Here is a 19,392-nt window from a genome sequence, read left to right on the forward strand (position 1 = left end):
CCAGCAACCGGGTGAAATCAACCTATCTTGCAGATTCACGGATTGAGTACTATGGCAAAGGCGCCCTTGCAGATAAGCAAAAGTCGGGTTGGGGAACCCGAATTATTGATAATATATGGCCCTGGTAAAAAGGAAGCTATCCAATGTTGAACCCAATAATATATAAGGCAATATTGAAAAAGAGTTTAATCCTATTTTTCGCCGGGATTGTTTTCGCCTCAAATGCCTATTGCGCAAGGATTAAAGATATTGCCGCCATCAAAGGTATCCGTTCCAATCAACTCACCGGATATGGTCTTGTTATCGGTTTGAACGGTACCGGGGATAAAGACGGGGTGAGCTTTACAAAGCAGGCCCTTGCCAACATGATGGAGAAGATGAATATTTTTGTTGATAAAAATGGGTTGAAGGTAAAAAATATTGCAGCTGTTATGGTAACCGCAAGCATCCCGCCTTTTGCCAGAATCGGTGATAAAATTGATGTGGTGGCTTCATCCTTAGGGGACGCTAAAAGTCTTAAAGGCGGCACATTATTGATAACCCCCTTAAAAGGCGTGGATGATCAGGTGTATGCTTTGGCACAGGGAGCGGTGACGCTTGCCATGCCAAGTGGTGCAGGTGACAGGGACAGTCATCTTCAGGTGGCCCGGATTGTAAACGGCGCATCTGTTGAACGGGAAATCCCCTTTAAACTGGATGGAAAAAGAAACCTCATCCTTTCCTTGTTCCGGCCGGATTTTACCACTGCAAAAAGAATGACGGATACCATTAATGCATCAATCGGAGAAGGTGTTGCCAAAACAATTGATGCCAGTGCCTTGAGCTTAAGGGTTCCGGACAATATGTGGAAAAATAATGTCGCAGAATTTATAGCAGATATTGAAACGCTTTCGGTTATCCCGGACACGATTGCCAAAGTTGTGATAAATGAGAAGACAGGAACTGTTGTGATTGGAAGTGATGTCACCATTTCAAGTGTTGCCATTGCCCATGGGGATCTTTCCATCACCATAAGTAAAGATCCTGAAAATGAAAAAAAAGAAAGTGTTATGAATTTGTTCGGCACATCAACCATTGGCGAGCTTGTCAGGGGACTTAATTCCCTGGGCGTAAAACCCCAGGATCTTATCAGTATTTTGCAAAGTATTAAGGCTGCCGGATTGCTTCAGGCAGAGCTTGTCATTATATAGCTTTTATTAAGAGAGAGGCTTTATGGATATTGATCTTATCAACCAGAATCTTGCCAAGGCAAATTTGAGCAAGATTAAAAAACAAACTTCGGATTTTGACCGTAATATACTTAAGAAAAAAGAGTTAAAAGAGGCCTGTGCCGGGTTTGAAGCTATTTTCTTACATACAATGATAAAATCCATGCGCAAATCTTTGCCCGGAGATAAGTTTTTAAATGATTCCCATGGAATGGATATATATAAGTCAATGTATGATCAGTACCTTGCCGAAGAGTTATCAAAAAGCAGAACATCCATTGGCGTCAAAGAATTTTTGTATCACCAGTTAAAAGAATCTCTATAAACTTCATTATTTTCGCATCTTTTTCAAATTTCTTTTTTATCATTATCTCTTACCCGAATGTGGCATAATTGTTGCTATTTTTAGTATTTAGAGAAGTAAACAGCCACAACAGGGAAAATAATTCCCTAAATAATAATCCAAACTGGTGGATGCAAGCATATCTCTAGAAAGGTATGCAAAATCACAGGAGGAATCAACATGGAAAATTTTACCCCTGATATTGAAGATATGCTGAATGAAAAACTAGGCTTGTATAAACAACTTAACGCTCTCTTAAGAGAGGAACGCGAATTCATTGTCACTATTGATGTTGATTCATTATGGAAGAGTTCGGAACAAAAAAGAAAGATTACTCAGAAAATTCAAGGAGTAAGAGAAAAAATTTTATATCACCTGGAAGAGAAGTTCGGTACCAATGATATGGATATCAGGTCTTTTTCAGTTTCATATCTCATTAGGACCATTCCGGTACCGAAAGAAGTTAAAATAAAATTCAGACAGATAAAGCTTGCCATAGAAAATGAAAAAAACGAACTTGTTCAGGTGGCATTTGAGAATAAAAAATATGTTCAGGAATATCTTTTGGTAATTGATGATGTCATGTCGGTAGCCGTCGATAATTCCGAATATGCACAATATAGCCATACAGGAATAAAGCCGAATACCAAGACTTCAAATTGCTTGATATATGCAGAGGTGTAGAAAATGAGCGGGATTACGTCCACATTAAGCATTGCAAAAACAGCCATTGCTGCTCAACAGTATGGGTTAAATGTTACCGGGCACAATATTGCCAATGTAAATAACCCTGATTATTCAAGGCAGGATGCCAAACATATCAGCCACAAACCTGCCCTTTATGCAGGATTTCTTTTTGGAACCGGTGTGAATGTTACCCAGATACAGCAGTCCGTGGACCTATTGCTTGAAAACAGGCTGACAGATGAAAAATCCACCCAGGCCATGTTTGAAGAGGCTGAATCGTATATGAAAGTCCTTGAGGGATTTTTTGATGAAAATTCACAAGCCAGTATGAACAGCATTATAAGTGATTACTGGAATTCATGGCATGATTTGAGTGATAACCCTTTGGGTGTATCCGAAAGAGTCCAGATTTATGAAAAAGGTAAGAAACTGGCAGAACAGTTTAATTCTTTACGATCAGACCTTGATCAGGTCTCTTTGGATATTACTTATGAAATTAATGCAACATTAACCACCATCAATTCACTGGCCACCCAGATTGCAGATCTGAATCGAGAGATAATTGGCCTGGAAGCCAACAGAACGGCTAATGATCTCAGGGATCAAAGAAACAGTCTGGTTGACCAGTTAGGCGTGTTGATTAATGTTAATGTGATCACCCAGGGGAACGGGGCTCTCATTATCAACGGGGCCAACGGGTCTACACTTGTTAATGGGGTGGATTCTTATAGTTTGACCATGAAAAGCCAGCAGGTCATGTGGCAGGGATCCTTTGGTTCAACATCCGATATCACCGATGATATCAGTGGTGGAAAGCTAGGTGGATGGCTTGAAATCAGGGATGAAATAATCCCCAAATATCGAGCCCAGATGGATGAGCTGGCCCGGGAAATGATATGGGCTGTCAATTATCAGAATTCCCAAGGTGCCGGGCTTGAATATTACACGGAAACAGTGACCGGCAGTTACAGTGTTGATGAAAGCGGATGGCTTTCAAGTTTCAATTTCGGGGATAAAATTGACTACTCAAAAGACCTTACCATGTGGACTCAAGACCATTCCAGCGCAGAAATCGAATATCGAAAGATTTTGATGGATATGGGGGTTTCACAAGCTTCTCTTTCAAACTGGCAGGGCATGGCTCCGGGAGCGGATCAAGCACGATATAAACTTACGGTTGTTGATGAAGGTGATATTGGAGATAAGATAGTTACACAGACAAACGGTGACAGGCTGGCAGAAATATGGGGGACATCCTCAGGGGGCGCTTCAACTGCCCTTGACAACGTTATGGCAAATCAGACCCTTACCATTTACGGCAGTTCAACAGGAACACATAATATTGATATCAAAGATTCAGGCGGTGATGCTAAAAGATCTGCGGCATCAATAGCAGCGGCACTAAATGCAGTCGATGGTGTCACGGCATATGCTTCAAAAACCCAGGCAGAGTTTGATATTTCGGGTATCTCAAACGCACAGAATGGTGATGAAGTACAATACTCACTCTATGTGGATGGGTATGTTTATGCAAAGAGTTTCATTGTCGATTCAAGCGTTGCAACCCTTGCAGTTCAGTTTGAAGACTCCCTGGTTGAAGCTGTAAATGCAATAAATTCCATGAATCTGGATACAGATCTCTATGCAGACGGCTTGAAATTTTCAAGCGATAAAGGTGCAACTTTAGGTGTTCAGGATTTTGAGGTTCAGGATAATGCCGGTATTCAACTGGATACATTTTCTAATTTTAATAATACGGATACGGTAACGCTTAAAATAACGTCGGATGGAATTCCCAGCACAAGCACAGATGTCTTGGTCGATCTTACAGGTGTAAGCGATGTCACCGACCAGGCAGAAATTTCCAGGGTGTTCTACAACGCAATCATTGCAGCCGTCGCCAATGAGCCCTTTACCGTTGAATGGGGAACAACGGCAAATTCAATCCTCATACGAAGTACGGACGGATCAAACATCACCTTAAGGGAAGCCGGCAATGACACAGGAGATGATGCAACCATTAATCTGACCTCTCTTTCAGGAAGTTCTTCAGCTGCAGGAAATACAAGTTTTGAATTTACAGCCGGTGCCACTGATGTGGAAACCTTCAACTCGCTTACAACCAGCGGAGATACAGTCACTTTTGGAATGCCTTCCACAATAACAACCGCTGTTACCGGAACATCCGCTGTTATTACCGAGGGGTCATATACCGGAGCTGCTGCAACAACTTCAGCTATTATTTCCGGAACCATTACAGCACTTCTGGATTCCGGGATGTCAATCCAATCAGATACAATGACCGGTACAGGGCTGTTCGGCACAGCAGGAACAGCCACAACCGGAAGTTCCATTATTACACTGGGTGGTGAAGATGGTTTTACCGGTTTCGATGCCGGGGATACCATTTCTTTTGATGTTGATGGGAACACTGTGAGTTTTATCGTATCAGCTGGTGCCGGAACAACAGAAGCAGGGCTTGCACTACAGCTGTATAACGAACTGAATTCAGATATTTCAAGCACGGATTATACCTTCATTCGCAATGGCAAATCCGTATCCATTATTAAGAGTGCAACCCTGGAAGACCCCATTGAAATTACCAGTTTTTCCGACAGTGCGGGTAACGATGCAAAACTTGCTGTTTCAACGGGAACAGGAGACGGAGCAAGTGATCCTGAAAATGATCTTCTGGAGTCTGGAAATACATACAGGGATTTTACAACCGGTTCATTATACGTGGATGAAGCAATTATCAGATGGGAACGATTTGATGAAAACGGTGATTCTACAGGCGCTTCCGGGCTTCTCACCATTGAGGATGTGGGAACAGTGGCTATTGTGGAAAATGGATCACAAACGGTCTTTTTTGATATTTCCAAAGGCTCTCTTGTGGCAGGGAACACGTTGACCATTAATACGGATACTGCAGGGGGCCCTGATCCAGTAGATTTCAGGGTGTTTCGCCAGGCAAAAAGTATCAATGATATCTATCATTTTAAGGTGACTTCCGGTGGGAAAGTCGGGCATGTTCCTGCAACAGGAGTTGATAACCTGACGATTGAATGGCATTCATCCGTGTCATCCGGTACGTTTGAGATTAAAGGGCATACGCCACCGCGAACACCCACCGCTGCAATAGAAATTGAAGTAGATGGGATGATATTGAATTTTTATGATGGGACACTTTTTGAAGGTGATGTTTTCACCATAACAACAGATGAATCGGGTATCCCTCTCTCTTCCAATTCCACAGGGCAGGCAACCGGTGAGTTTATGTCCGACTGGCATTGGACCCTGGATTCATTTAAGGATCAATTCAATAAAAAAGCTGGGGGTATGAAAGCATCGGTTACTCTCGGTAATCAGCTTAAAATGCAGTCTTCTGATAATTATTTTGATATTGAAAATGTTGAATATTCGGGCAGTAATGGATTTAGTCCTGAAAATACTGCCATTGAAGTTTTGGACTGGACAGCATTAAACTTTAAAGGGCTGGATTTTCAATTTGTCAGATCTTCAGGGCGCTGGGGAATATTAAATGACACAACGGGTGGCGTTGCCCGGATAATTCCTGCCGGGGGAGATGATGATGGGTTTATGGTTGATTTGAATGGAGACGGAGTTGGGGACATCAATATTAATTTTGCCAAAAAGGTGACGGGTGACGGGTATGTCCGTTTTGATCTGCTCAAGCATAATGCCAACGACATCCGATATGCCTTTGGAGATGACGCTTCAACCGGTTCCGGTATCATGGCGGCTGCAGGAATCAACACGTTTTTTAAAGGTTCGGATGCGGTCACTATGGAAATAAATGAAAACTTAAGCGATACAAAATATATTGTTTCAGGAAAAATAGACAGCAAGACCGGTGCCATTACCCAGGGTGATAATGAAAATGCACTGGCCATGTCAGATATCCAGCATCAAAGCATGACAATGAAACACTGGGAGTTTAACAGGGGATTTGAGGCGCAATCAAGTATAATTGAATCTACTCTGGATGACTATTATAATACCATGATAGGAACACTTGGTGTAAAGGCTCGAAGTATCAAAACATCCAGAGAATTCGCCGACATCATGGTCAACCAGATGACGGAACAAAGAGACGCTGTTTCTGCTGTGTCCCTAGATGAGGAGATGATAAAACTCATAAAATATCAACACGCTTTCTCCGCAGCATCAAAACTTTTAACGGTTGCCGATGAAATGCTGACAACGCTTATTTCAGTCAGGTAAAAAGGAGGACAAATATGAGGGTCCCGAATATTTCACTGTATGATACCTCAAAATATCAACTCAATACGATTACCAATAATCTAAGGGATGCCAATGAGGTTGTCAGTACGCAAAAGCGGATAAATAATATATCTGATGATCCTATTGGTTTGTCCCAGGTACTTGATCTGTCTCTATCAATTAAAAATCTCACCCAGCTTGATAAAAACGTTGAAATGGGAAGAACATGGCTAAATGGCTCTGAAGCTGCCTTGCGGTCTGTTTCCGATCAGATCATTTCTGCAAAACTTTTAAACACTCAGATGGTGAATGCTCCGATGAGTGCATCTCAAAGGGCGGATGCTGTAGATCAGGTTGAGGGAATCATTGATCAGATCCTTTCTTTAGGAAATGCCCAGGTGAATGGAAGTTATATTTTTTCCGGGACAAAAACAAATATTAAATCCTTCAGCTATGATGATAAAACAAATCCCGGCAAAGTCATTTATCATGGTAATGATACGGCTTTTACGATTAAAACCGGACAGTCCAGCCAGCTTGAGGTCGGCCGCAATGGTAAAAAAGTTTTTACAGAAAATGAGATCACGGTTGAGGGAACCAATAATAAGATTTTTTTCAGGGAAGATCCGGGCGTGGGTGAGAACTCAAAAAGAGTATTGGAAGGCACAATCCCGGATGGTACTTATTCACCTGAAAAACTGGCAGTTGTTGTCAGAAATGCCATGAACAAAGCCTCAAATGATTTTGGATATGAACTCAATTATGATGTATCATATAGTTCTGATACAAAGAAGTTTACCATTGTAAATGATGGCAAATATGATGGATATATGGGGTTTGATCTTTTGTGGGAAACAGGAGAAACTCCAAGGGTTGCAGGACTGAACACAAACGGGATAATTAAGGAAGGTGTTAATATCAATGTGGTGAATGATAAAGCGCTTGTTTATGAAACACCAAAACCATCAGGGACGGCACCGCTGAGGTTGACCTGGGATGGGAACGGCAAGTGGAAGATTTTAAATGATCCCGGGTACGGGCTTCCTCTTGAAATATCCGGCAGTAACAGCTATCTTGAATTGGACTTGAGCCGGAACGGGCTTTCGGACATCAATATCTCTCTTGAATCACCTGCAAGCAATGGCGGATACATTGAGTTCGATATTATGGCGGCATCTGATGATCACAGCATTGGTCCTGATCTTGGATTTACAGAGGGGGATGTCTCCTATAAACCGCCTGTCAGCGATTCCGAAGTAACCTTAAAAACATTTGATTTTACCAATAATGTTATTGATTTCAGGGAAGACACAGGGTCGGGTTTTTCCAGTCAGATTACAGCAGCCATTCCTAAAGGAAAATATACTGACATGGATACACTGGCATCCTCTATTGAAACGGCCATGGAGAGTGCTTCAATAAATAATATAAATTATGATGTGACCTATGATAAGACGACCCAGGAATTTACCATTAAAGAAAACGGGACATCGCTGGCTGCCGGAGGGCTGGAGCTTCTGTGGGCCACAGGAACCAATAGTGGGATATCAGCAGCAACGGAGCTTGGATTTAATATTGCTGATGACATAGGTGCTATTACATATTCCAGTGATAATACGGTGACACTTTTCACCATTACAACCGGAACCAATGATTATATTAATTTTAAAGAGATTCTTCCCAAAGGCAGTAAAGAGAATACCAGTGAGTTGACGGCCCAGATACCTGCAGGAACATATACAGGCCCGGATACACTTGCAAGAGCGATTGAGGATGCATTGGAAGACGTTTCGGAACAAGAGGGAAACAGGGTTGACTATGAAGTGTCTTACAGCTATATAAGTCATAAGTTTACTATTAAAGAAGATGGAGAAACAGGAAGGAAACTTGAAGATTTTCAGCTCTTATGGGGTAGTGGAACCAATGTATCAGAAAATGCTGCCCAGGTTTTGGGTTTTGATCAGACAGATGTGGCCTCAACTTCTGCAAAAAGTGAAGAACTGACCTGGGGGCTTTTTGAAACACTATTTGAGCTAAAGGAATATCTTTCAAAGGACGATGTAGATGGTATCAGCAGAACAATGACTCGGCTTGATACGCATTATAACAGTATTACATCGATCCTTTCGGATGTGGGGATAAAATATAACAGACTTGAGGTTAGAAAACAGGTGAGTGCAGAAACCAAACTGACGATGACAGAAAGAAAGTCCATGATCGAGGATGCCGATATTGTTGAATCCATAATGAATCTGAAAGCAATTCAGACGGCCTATGAAGCATCCTTGAATTCAACAGCTAAGCTCATTAATATGAGCCTGGTCGATTTTTTATAAAATATTATGCTTATTTTAACAAGAAAGATCGGTGAGAGTATAGTCATTGGAGATAATATTGTTATCAAAGTGGTTGAGACAGGCAAAAATTCTATCAGGATCGGGATTGACGCGCCTAGAGAGATAACGGTATTACGACAGGAAGTTTTTGAGTCAATTCAGAGGGAAAATATCCTTTCATCAAAGGGTGATAAATTAGATATCGCAAAAGCTGCAAAATTGTTTGGAAGCAAGGAGTCAAAAAAGAAGTAATGAAAATCAATACAAGACAATTCGGGGAAATTGAAATTGATGAGAAGAAGATAATCAATATGCCTTTGGGGATTCCCGGATTCAAAGATAGAAAACGTTATGTTCTTTTACAAAAAAAAGAGACTATACCTTTTTTAGTGTTCCAATGTATGGATGATCCCGATTTATCTTTTGTGGTTTTAGATCCTGTTCAAATCTTACCGGAATACACTATTGCAGAAAAAGATCTTGAAAAAATGGAATCCTGGGATCTTGAAAAGGATGAAATATCCTGTTTTGTCATTGTCACTATACCCAGTGGGAAACCTGAAAAAATGACGGCCAATTTTATGGCCCCGCTTGTCATAAACAACAAGATAAAAGAAGGCCTGCAGATTATTCTAGAGAACAGCTCTTATTCCCATCAACACCAGCTTTTGCAGTAATAGGTTAAAGTAACAATCATTAAAATTAATTTGTGCATTAAATAATTTTGCTTAACAGAAAACCTGTCAAGTCCTGCATTTTTTCCTGTAACGCTAATAATTCTTCGGGTGGAATCTGTCTAATGACTTCATCTGTCTCTTTATCAATAATCTTAACAACAATATTGTTTGTCCCTTCATCAACACTGAAATTCAATTTTGTTTGAAGCGTCTGTGTCAGATCCTTAAGCACTTCAACCATTTCTTCCACATCTTCTCTTGAAATTTTGGATGGTGGCAGCTCTTTGGAAAGGTCCAGTCGATCAGATTCTGACTTTTGTACGCTTGTTGTGTTTTTTAGAACAGCAGTCTGACTGACTCCGGCTACATCCATGTTAGCCTGTGCGTTTCCTGAAACATTCATTTATATTACCTCCTTGTAATAGTTTTTTATCTATTCATACTCAATACACAGGGTTTTGGGGAGTTGGTTCCAGCCATCCTGTAGCCGTTCATTGCCGCTTTACCCTGTTTCATGTGTTTGAGATGTTTTTTAAGCTCGACACTGTGCCTTTGTATCTCAGCCGCTATTTGTTCGTCAAGGCCCATGATTGTATTGAGCCTGCTTTCGAATTCGGTTAATAGAGGAAGGCTTTTTGTTCCTCCAATGGAACCCGCATTGCCAATAAGATTGTCCAGGTTTTTTTTAAGGTTTAGAAAGGCATTTTCCCTTTCTTGAGTCATTGAATTAAGATCAGGCATTTCCTGGTCCTTTAAAATAGAAAGATGTTCTGCCTGGATAGTTTCATAAATTATAAAACTATTCTCAATAATATTTTTATGCTGCTCAAGGTTCATGATCTCTCCTTTAATCAAATGGCAATGGATTTTTTTGTATATGTTGAATTGGTAACACCATAGCCTTGGGCATTATTTTTATCGGGTGATAAAGATTTGCCGGCAGGAATTTCCATTACAGTTGTTTCCCATATCATTTTTAATTCCTTCAGGTATTTTTCAGCTCGATCAAGGATTTTAATGTCTTCATTTACAGAAACTTTTGGCAGTTCTGTCAGCATGGCCGCATAAAGTCCCCGTAAAAAGTTAATCTCTTCTGTTTTTATGTTATCATCAAGGGAGGCATTTAACTCGGCAATAATGGCTATGGCCTTTCCAAGGTTTTCTCCCCTCTGCTTGGGATCAGCATTCTTCATTCCTTGTTTTGCAAAAACAATTCGTTTGATTGCCCCTTCATAAAGCATAAGAATAAGTTTGTTGGGATCTATTTCATCATATACTTGTGCTTTATGATATGACTTAAGAACATTGCCGTGAACCATAAATAAAATTCCTTTATTCTTTCTTTTCGATTGCACTGAATATCTGGTTAACATAATTTTGTTGTGATTCCATCTTTCTCATATAGGAATCAAGTTGTACAAACTGCTGTGCCATTGTTTCATACCGTTTGTCAAGCCGTTCGGTCTCTGTCTCTATCTGTTCTTCAAGCCTTTCGATCCTGTCATCAATGGCATCTGTCTCACTGTCTACCAGGCCACCGGATTTGGTCTGTTCTCTAATCTGATCATTGAGAAGATCTCCCATTCCCGTGATACCGGTTCCGGTTGTGGTACCAATAAAAAAGGTCTTGATATCATCAAAATTGGATGTGATTTTATTATTAAGCACTGCTTCATCAAGACTGACACTGCCATCTTTATTGATTTCAAATCCAAGGTCAAAATATGTTGTAATGTTTTCGTTTGCAGTGATTTTTGTTCCCAAAAGGTTCAGGATAATATCCTTTGCACTCCTGATGGAAGGTGTCTTGGCCAGAGATCCCCATGTTTCTGTTTCTTCATCAAAATCATCATTGGCATCAATTTCAGTAATGATATCATTAAAAGTCGTGATGAGTGTCGTTATATACGACTTAATAGCCGAGGTGTCCTGGGTGACATTGATGCTGGTGCTTCCGGTACCGATCAGTGAAATCGTGGCACCGGAAATCACATCGGTTAACCCGGTATTTTTTGTTCGCTGATATTCAACCCCGTCAACGGTTATGGATGCATTTAACGAAGATCCGGATGGTGTGATAATACTTTCTGTATTATTCGTAAACCCTAAAATGTCACGGGCACTTGCGCCTGCCTGATCCCATTTGAATTTTATGTTTTCAAGTGTTCCTGCTTCTTTGATTTCAAGCTTGCTGGTATTTGAGTTGAAAGTAACTGCATAGTCCTTGCTGTTTCCGTTTGCCGCAGAGGCTGTTTCAAGGGCTTTTTCAACTGCTGCGGATAGATCATCTCCGTTTTGATAAACACCATCTTCAATAGTGGCTGTAATATCTGAAGTATATCCATTCCCGTTGTCTTCCTGGAAAATAATGTCAGTATTGGCATCAATTTGACGGATGATGATCGGGTCGGTAAAAGACAGGGCCGTATCCCCTTCCATGATATAACCCGAACCGTTCACTTCTGTTATTGCAAGATCAGTCAACTGGTTTGTAATAACGATCCTTGATGATTCACCTGCTGCATCTGCAGTTAACATCAATTGGTAGGGTGTGTCTCCTGATCCTGTATTGATAATGGATGCAGTAACCCCAGGGTTGTTTTCATCATCATTAATCTGGGTTACAAGATCAGCAAGGCTTGTATCTGCGGTTATAAACAGGGAAATCACATCAGAATCTCCCATGGTATAGGAAAAAGTTGCCGCATCAGCTGTAAAGCCTGTTGCTGCCGGCGGGTATGTCACTGTTACCCGGTTGTCTTCACCTGTTCCACCCGAGGTCGGCGCAATTTGAAGATGGTATAAACTTGTTTCCGAATCCTGGTAGGTTGTTGCTGTCAGATATGTGCTGCCGCCATTTACATTTTCAGAATCATTGGCAATAAGAGTCACAATATCATCAAGAGTGGATCCACCGACTCCTCCGGTGATGCTGATGGTTTGTCTGTTGCTGCCATACCCATAGGTCATGGTCATTTCTTCATCTTCTGCCAGCACAATGGCGGTATTTGTATCAGCAAATCCAATGGCTGATTTTTGAATGGTGGGGACATAAACAGAATTGGTGGTGGCTGCTTTGCCGCCTGATTTAAAAGAGCTGCTTGTGGTCAGACGATTTACAGTGGCTGAATAGGCTCCGGCATTTGTGCCGTCTGCAACACTTGCGCTTAAGACAGTAGAAGAGGAGACTAAAATTGATCTGTCTAAAAAGTTTGAACTTAATGAAAGTGATAAAGCATTTGATTTCATTGTCAAAAGCTTTGCGTTTATCGTATTAAATTCATTTTTTGTGGCTTCAAGATTTGTTTTGTCCTGCTTTTTCAGGGTTATGGATGTTTCATCAGCTTTCCTTAAACTGTCAATAATCCCTTGCAGATCAAGGCTTGATCCTATTCCCAGTGATGTTATCGTTCCTGTTGCCATTTTAGTGCTCCATTTATATACTTGAAGTTAATATAAGTATCGACAGACCATGTTTAAAACTTAAAATAAATAAAGCGCTCCTCGGGACCACCAGGGAGCGCTTTATTTGATACATAATAAATTAAACAGTTCTTTTAAATTATTGCAGCAGGTTCATGACATTTTGTGCAGATGCATTTGCCTGGGCCAGTGCATAGGAACTTGTCTGGGCCAAAAGCTGCATTTTAGAAAATATCATGGATTCTTCTGCAAAATCCACATCCCTGACAGTGGACTCTGAAGCCTGAATATTGGTTTTCGTTACAGAGAGATTGGAGATGGTCGACGCCAGCTGGTTTTGAACCGAACCAAGGGAACTTCTGACTTCATCCAGACCTTTTAAAGCAGAGTCTGCAATGCTGATGGCCCGTTGGGCACCATCCTGGTCAAGAACGGAAACATCGGAAAGCCTGTAAGTCTCTGTTTCACTTAATCCAACTGTCCCTGCATTGGTCGTATTGACGGCTAGTACGGAATTTTGTGCAATTTGACTGCCTTCTGCCAGCATCATGTCTTCAGATAGTGTCGTATCAGCATCGACATATAGATCTGTTGTTAATACATCGCCTGCCTGGATTTCAATTTCTGTTGCAGAACCACCACCTGCTGCACTGTTTAAAGTCATGTCCTGTGTCATTACTGTGCCGGCTTTTAGCAGAGTGTCGGCTAGGAGTATTGATCCTGCTGTGATACTCATATCGCTGGCAAGGGTAAGTGGGTTATCATTTATTGTGATGGCACCACCAATGGTGGAACCTTCGGCCAGGATACTGCCACTTTCTATATTTGATCCGCTCTTCAACTCTGTCCTTTTGTATGTGCCAAGATCCGTGGCAGTGGTATTCAGAGTTCCTCCCATTACATAGGTACTGTTTCCTAACTTTGATCCGGCAAGCAGCTTGCTTCCTGCTGCCAGTTCAGATCCCGCTTCAAGGGTCATGTCCTCAGCCATGGTTGCGATGGAAAGTGTGGCTGTATGGGCAGAGAAACTCGTAACATGATCTGATATGCTGCCACTTGTTAGATATGATCCGTCAATGAGAGTGGAAGCTGCGGCGGCTGTAGAAATAACAGAGCCAAAATCTTCTGAAATTACATGGTCCCCGTCGAGTACGATGGCGCCTGATGAATAAGTATCTCCCTGTTCCAGCGTACCACCGCTGTAAATCAGGGTGGGGCCGGCCCAGACTATTGTTCCGGAGGCCTGGGTTGAAAGTACCAGGGTTGAACCGGATTTCAACATGGATCCGGCTTTAATGACGAGGTTTCCGGCTGAATTGCCAATAGTGGTGTCAGTACCGAGGAACAGGTCTGATGTTGTTGCTGTACTCACTGTTATAGTGGTTGCCGCACCAGTATGGTTAGCAGTAGCACCTATTTCAAATATTGCACCCAGTTGTGAACCATTTGCAATAGTTGATCCGGCTTTGATTCTTGTGTTGGCTGAAGCATCGTATTTGGCGATCATGCTTGAATTTAAAGTTATATCCCTGGTCAAAAGAACCGAAGAAGTAAGGGTTTGGCCGGCATTATAGGTGATAACAGCTCCGGAAGCTGTAGAAATAAACTGGGTGGTGATAACTGTATCTTTGCCTATAGTGCTCCAGGTTTTAAGTGTTGAACCGGCTGTAAGCAACATATCCTGTACAAGAGCAGTTGTGCCTGTAGAAGAGCTGGGAATTAAATCACCTCCAACTGTTATGGCACCACCGATCACAGTTCCTGTTGCAAGTTCTGATGTAGCATAGAGCGTTGATCCGGACTTAAGCTCATAGTCAAGCTGAGTTGAGCTAATTGATGATTCTATAAGGGCATCTCCTCCTATAATGGTTCCTGCGGCAAGCCTGGATCCGACTGCAATGGTTGATCCCGAAGCTATAATTGAGTCAGATACTGTTTCCATGTCGCCGATAATGGTGATATCCGCTCCTGTAGCCCCTGCCCCTATACCATTGATCTGAAACTGGCTGACACCGCTCTGGGTCAGCTTAAGAAATCCAATGGTGGACATCTGGCCTGAAGTGCTGCCCATGACATCTGTAACCGATCCTGTCACCTGGATACTTCTACCGTCAACAGACCGCAGGGTCAGTTTTCCGTCAATAGTCATATAGGCCTCAACCCCGGTCTCTGCAGTTTTAGTATTTATGGCGTTGACAAGGGAGCCTGAGTAGTCATTTGCTTCAACTGGCAAAGCCCCTATTTTAACACCATTGATAGCAAAATCAGCACCTGTAACACCCGCCTTGATTGAAGTGGTTGTAGTGGTTTCAATTATTGATTTTGCACTGATGCCGGTAATGGAGGAATATCTGTTTACCTCATCAGCAATGGCACCCATGCCATTTTCTTTTTGATTGTTGTATTTAATATCAATGGTATTCAATGTAAGCTGTTCACCGGTTATGGAACTTGTGATGGTCAGTTGCACTTCTCCACCGGTATTACTTGCCAGACTTAGATCTGCCTGTGAGATATGCCCGACCTTATTGGCTTCTGTTGATCCGATGGAAATATTGGCTGTCTCATTGGCAAATGCACCGATCTGGATGGCTTTGTTGGTAAATGCTCCGGAAAGAAGTTTCTGACCGTTAAAGGATGTGGTCTTTGCAATGACATCCAGTTCTTTTAAAAGTTTATCAATGTCATTCTGGATCGCTCTTCTGGTCGTTGTGGATTGGCCGTCTGAAGCTGCCTGGATGGCCTTGGTTTTAACTGTGTTAACAATATTAATGGCTTCCTGCAAAGCTCCGTCAGCTGTCTGGACCACAGAAATTCCATCATTTGCATTGCGGATTGCCTGTCCAATGCCGAGAGCCTGGGCTCTCAGGGAATCGGCAATGGCCATACCGGAAGAATCATCAGCAGCCTTGTTGATCCTTAGGCCGGTTGAAAGCCGCTCAAGTGATGCACCCAGCAGGGAGTCATTTCTAAGCATACTTCTGTGGGCATTCAAGGCCGCGATGTTTGTGTTTATTTTTAATGTCATGGTGTTTCCTCCCTGAAATATTTATCCTTATTTGAAATTTTTCTAAAGCACCGGCATCATGGCTCAAGAATAAAAACTAATTTTAAAAGGATAATTGGCAAATAACGTGCCAATCTGGTTTTAAGGAAAGAATTTTCTTTAAATACAGTTAGTTGGTATTAGAAGCATAGAGAGGGTGTTTCTGTTTCTTATCTTAAACCAGACATTAATTTTCCCATGTAAGGAAGGAAATAGGCAATATTTTCCGGTCTGTATACATAAAAAAAACCCTGGAGAGAACTTTTCTCCAGGGTTTGGTTTAAAGGTTAATGATCAGACGATTACTGCAGTAAGCTCAGAATATTCTGGGATGAAGCATTGGCCTGGGCAAGTGCATAGGATCCTGTCTGAGAGAGAAGCTGCATCTTGGAGAAGATTGAAGCTTCTTCAGCAAAATCAACATCCCTGATGGCAGATTCCGATGCCTGGATATTGGTCTTTGTTACTGAAAGGTTGGATATGGTTGAAACCAGCTGGTTCTGGACAGAACCCAATCCACTCCTTGTCTTGTCAAGATCGGCAAGAGCCGCTTCAGCAATGTCAATGGCACGCTGAGCCCCTTCCTGGGTCAGAACATTGAGATCTGACAGCTTATAGGATTCTGTATCGCTTAAGCCAACCGTTCCAGCATTGCTGGTATTGATGGTAAGAACAGAATCTTCACCAATGATGGAATCTTTTTTAAGCATCATATCTTCTGACAGAATGGTGCCATCTGTTTTAATATAAAGGTCGGTTGTCAGAACATCACCAGCCACAACCTCAACATCATCCCCAGCCGCTGCAGCCTGTGTATTCAACGTCATATTCTGAGTGATTACAGTACCGGCTTTGAGCAGAGTATTATCTTCAAGGGCACTGCCTGCTGAAATCGTCATGTCGCTATCCAGAGTTATATCAGCATCTACAGTGATTGTTGCTCCAATTGTTGACCCGACTGCAAGTATACTGTCGTCCTGGAGGAAAGATCCTGCTTTCAGTTCTGTTCTGGCATAGGTAGTGATATCAGTTTCAGTGCCGTTCAATGACCCACCCATTACATAGGTATTGTCACCCAGTATGGACCCTGACAGCATTTTGCTGCCTGCTGAGAGTTCAGATCCACCCAGAAGACTCATGTCCTCTGCCATGGTAGCGGTATCGAGAAGAGTAACAGATACGGCTTCACCACCAATATTATTAGTAATAGTACCCACCGCGAGAATAGAACCTGCCATGAGCGTACTTGTTCCTTGTGAATGGAGAGCTGTGCCGGTCAAGTCCTCACCTATTACCTGATCCCCATCAAGTGTGATGGCGCCTGTAACAAAGGTATCTCCGGTTTTTAGAATGCCGCCGTCATGGATTAATGTGGGGCCGGTCCAGGTGTTGGACTGAGCTGTGTCAAGGTTAATAGTTGAGTTATCTGCAAGCAGGCTTCCGGCCTTAATATTCATAGTAGTGGCTGTATTGCTTACTGTTAAGTTGCCTCCATCATTTTGACGGAGAGCTGTTGTTGTTGCAGTATCAAGAGCGATAGTTCCGGCACCATCTGTCAAATATACGTTTCCAATCTCCAGTTCAACCCCAAGCTTTGTCCCGCTGGAAAGAACGCTGTTTGCTTTAACCCCACTGTTGTCAGTACTTGTACTGCTGTATTTCAGGGTCATATCAGCTGCAACAGTATAGTCGGAGGCTAATGTGACAGCAGAAGTCAGGGTGTCACCTACATTGTAGGTGGTTGTTCCCTGGGTAAAAGCAGTTGTAATGACTGTACCTGCTCCAAGAACTGAAAAAGCTTCCAGGGTACTGCCGGCTGCCACAAACATATCTTCAACAAGGGCAGTTGCTGCCGCTGCAGTTTGAGAACTTCCGCCAACAGTGACAGCACCGGTTATGGTGGTGCCTTTAGCAATTTGAGTAAATGAGTAAAGGGTTGATCCGCCTTTGAGTTCATAATTAAGAGAAGTGCTTGCAATGGAAGATTCCACAAGCATATCACCGCCAATGATTGACCCGGCAGCAAGTTCTGAACCTGCTTTAATGGTTGAACCTGAACCAAGAACTGAGTCAGCTACTGTAGTTATAGCCCCATCAATTTGAATGGCTTTACCAACAGCGCCTGCTCCAATTCCATTGATCTGAAACTGACTGACACCCTTTTGGGTAAGGGAAAGATAGCCCACGGTTGACATCTGTGTGCTGGTTGATCCAAAAACTTCGGAGATGGAACCTGTCACAGCAATTGCCCTGCCATCTGAAGAGGTCAATGTCATAGTGCCATCGGCGTTAATGGCAGCAGTGACGCCATGCTCTGCAGTTTTTCCGTTGATGGCGCTGAGAAGCGCACCATTTGAGTCGTTGGACGCAACAGTAATCGCACCGATGTTGATGCCGTTAACAGCAAAACCGCTACCAGTAGTACCTGCCTGGATAGCAGTTGATGATGTAGTCTCAATTATTGCAGTAGCATTGATACCAGTTATTGAAGCATACCTGTTGACCTCATCTGCCAAGGCACCCATGCCGTTTTCAGCTCTATTGTTGCTCTGGATATCTATGGTGTTTAATGTGAGTTTTTCACCGGTAATGGAACTTGTAATGGTGAGCTGAACCTCTCCACCACTTTCACTGGCCAATGAGAGATTTGCCTGGGTGATATGTCCCATTTTTGTGGCTTCACTTGATCCGATTGAAATACTTGCTGTTTCATTGGCAAATGCACCAATCTGAAATTTTTTGTTTGTAAAAACTCCAGATAAAAGCTTTTGCCCATTGTAAGATGTTGTCTTTGCAATGACGGAAAGCTCTTCCATGAGTTTGTTTATATCATTTTGTATTGCTGTTCTTGTGGTACTTGTCTGGCCATCTGAAGCTGCCTGGATGGCCTTGGTTTTAATTGTGTTCATAATGTTGATGGATTCCTGAAGGGCACCATCAGCAGTCTGCACAATGGAGATGCCATCATTTGCATTTTTAATAGCCTGACCAATACCAAGATGCTGTGCTTTCAATGAATCAGCAATCAACATGCCTGAAGCATCGTCAGCAGCCTTGTTAATGCGAAGACCGGTTGACAGACGTTCGAGGGATGATGAAAGCTTGTTGTCGGTTGCGATCATATTTCTGTGGGCATTTAATGCAGCCACATTTGTGTTAATACGAAGTGCCATAAATAATTCCTCCTTGAATTATACTAAGTCGGCGTCAATGCCTTGTTAAAAATTGTAAAAAAAAAGTTGCTTAAGTCTAAAGTTTCACCCCCTTTCCTATTTATTAAAAGCTTAATATAAAAACCATATCGGAATAAGGGGATACAAGCTTTAATCAAAAATGGTCTGTCAGATAAAAAAATAAATTATTTTAAAAGGGCGGTTTCCATGGCGCGGGTCATGCGGGCAGCACTAAGCTGAAGATTTGACACACC

The 19,392-nt window shown here is 42.2% G+C and carries 14 protein-coding genes; 8 read left to right on the forward strand and 6 right to left on the reverse strand.

The features are described from left to right. The first annotated feature begins 11 nt into the window (after positions 1–11). The 8 genes from K8S13_RS12885 to fliW all read left to right on the forward strand — a co-directional run bounded on the left by K8S13_RS12885 (position 12) and on the right by fliW (position 9,496). Positions 12–128, forward strand: a complete 117-nt coding sequence (locus tag K8S13_RS12885; protein WP_291463057.1) for a flagellar basal body L-ring protein FlgH — start codon at positions 12–14, stop codon at positions 126–128. Between the two features lie 15 nt (positions 129–143). Next, the gene (locus K8S13_RS12890; protein ID WP_291463034.1) at positions 144–1,190 is read left to right on the forward strand and encodes a flagellar basal body P-ring protein FlgI; all 1,047 of its coding nucleotides are present in this window, start codon (positions 144–146) and stop codon (positions 1,188–1,190) included. Positions 1,191–1,212: 22 nt separating this feature from the next. Further along, positions 1,213–1,533: a rod-binding protein gene (locus K8S13_RS12895; RefSeq protein WP_291463035.1), complete on the forward strand. Its 321-nt coding sequence runs from the start codon at positions 1,213–1,215 to the stop codon at positions 1,531–1,533. Between the two features lie 198 nt (positions 1,534–1,731). Then, complete coding sequence (flgN, locus tag K8S13_RS12900; RefSeq protein ID WP_291463036.1) at positions 1,732–2,235, forward strand: flagellar export chaperone FlgN; 504 nt, start codon at positions 1,732–1,734, stop codon at positions 2,233–2,235. A 3-nt stretch (positions 2,236–2,238) separates the two neighbouring features. After that, positions 2,239–6,483 carry a flagellar hook-associated protein FlgK gene (gene flgK, locus K8S13_RS12905; RefSeq protein ID WP_291463038.1) on the forward strand — a complete coding sequence of 1,415 codons (4,245 nt, stop codon included), beginning with the start codon at positions 2,239–2,241 and terminating at the stop codon, positions 6,481–6,483. A 14-nt stretch (positions 6,484–6,497) separates the two neighbouring features. Continuing rightward, a complete protein-coding gene (gene flgL, locus K8S13_RS12910; protein WP_291463041.1) occupies positions 6,498–8,819 on the forward strand; it encodes a flagellar hook-associated protein FlgL in 2,322 nt (773 codons plus the stop codon). A gap of 6 nt (positions 8,820–8,825) precedes the next feature. After that, positions 8,826–9,071: a carbon storage regulator CsrA gene (gene csrA / locus K8S13_RS12915; protein ID WP_291463043.1), complete on the forward strand. Its 246-nt coding sequence runs from the start codon at positions 8,826–8,828 to the stop codon at positions 9,069–9,071. After that, entirely contained in the window at positions 9,071–9,496 is a 426-nt protein-coding gene (gene fliW, locus K8S13_RS12920; RefSeq protein WP_291463044.1) for a flagellar assembly protein FliW, read from the forward strand. Before csrA ends, fliW begins: the two co-directional genes overlap by 1 nt. A 37-nt stretch (positions 9,497–9,533) precedes the next feature. Here the strand turns inward: fliW and K8S13_RS12925 are convergent, their stop codons facing one another. The 6 genes from K8S13_RS12925 to K8S13_RS12950 all read right to left on the reverse strand — a co-directional run bounded on the left by K8S13_RS12925 (position 9,534) and on the right by K8S13_RS12950 (position 19,138). Continuing rightward, the gene (locus K8S13_RS12925) at positions 9,534–9,899 is read right to left on the reverse strand and encodes a flagellar protein FlaG (protein ID WP_291463045.1); all 366 of its coding nucleotides are present in this window, start codon (positions 9,897–9,899) and stop codon (positions 9,534–9,536) included. A gap of 26 nt (positions 9,900–9,925) precedes the next feature. Next, on the reverse strand, positions 9,926–10,333 hold the full coding sequence (locus K8S13_RS12930) for a hypothetical protein (protein ID WP_291463047.1): 408 nt from the start codon (positions 10,331–10,333) through the stop codon (positions 9,926–9,928). 14 nt (positions 10,334–10,347) lie between these two features. Next, positions 10,348–10,815, reverse strand: a complete 468-nt coding sequence (gene fliS, locus K8S13_RS12935; RefSeq protein ID WP_291463049.1) for a flagellar export chaperone FliS — start codon at positions 10,813–10,815, stop codon at positions 10,348–10,350. A 13-nt stretch (positions 10,816–10,828) separates the two neighbouring features. Further along, entirely contained in the window at positions 10,829–12,919 is a 2,091-nt protein-coding gene (gene fliD, locus K8S13_RS12940; protein WP_291463051.1) for a flagellar filament capping protein FliD, read from the reverse strand. 139 nt (positions 12,920–13,058) lie between these two features. Then, positions 13,059–15,947 carry a flagellin gene (locus K8S13_RS12945; RefSeq protein ID WP_291463054.1) on the reverse strand — a complete coding sequence of 963 codons (2,889 nt, stop codon included), beginning with the start codon at positions 15,945–15,947 and terminating at the stop codon, positions 13,059–13,061. Positions 15,948–16,267: 320 nt separating this feature from the next. Next, positions 16,268–19,138, reverse strand: coding sequence for a flagellin (locus K8S13_RS12950; RefSeq protein WP_291463055.1), 2,871 nt, complete (start codon positions 19,136–19,138; stop codon positions 16,268–16,270). Positions 19,139–19,392: the final 254 nt, after the last annotated feature.

This window comes from Desulfobacula sp. (assembly GCF_021107415.1).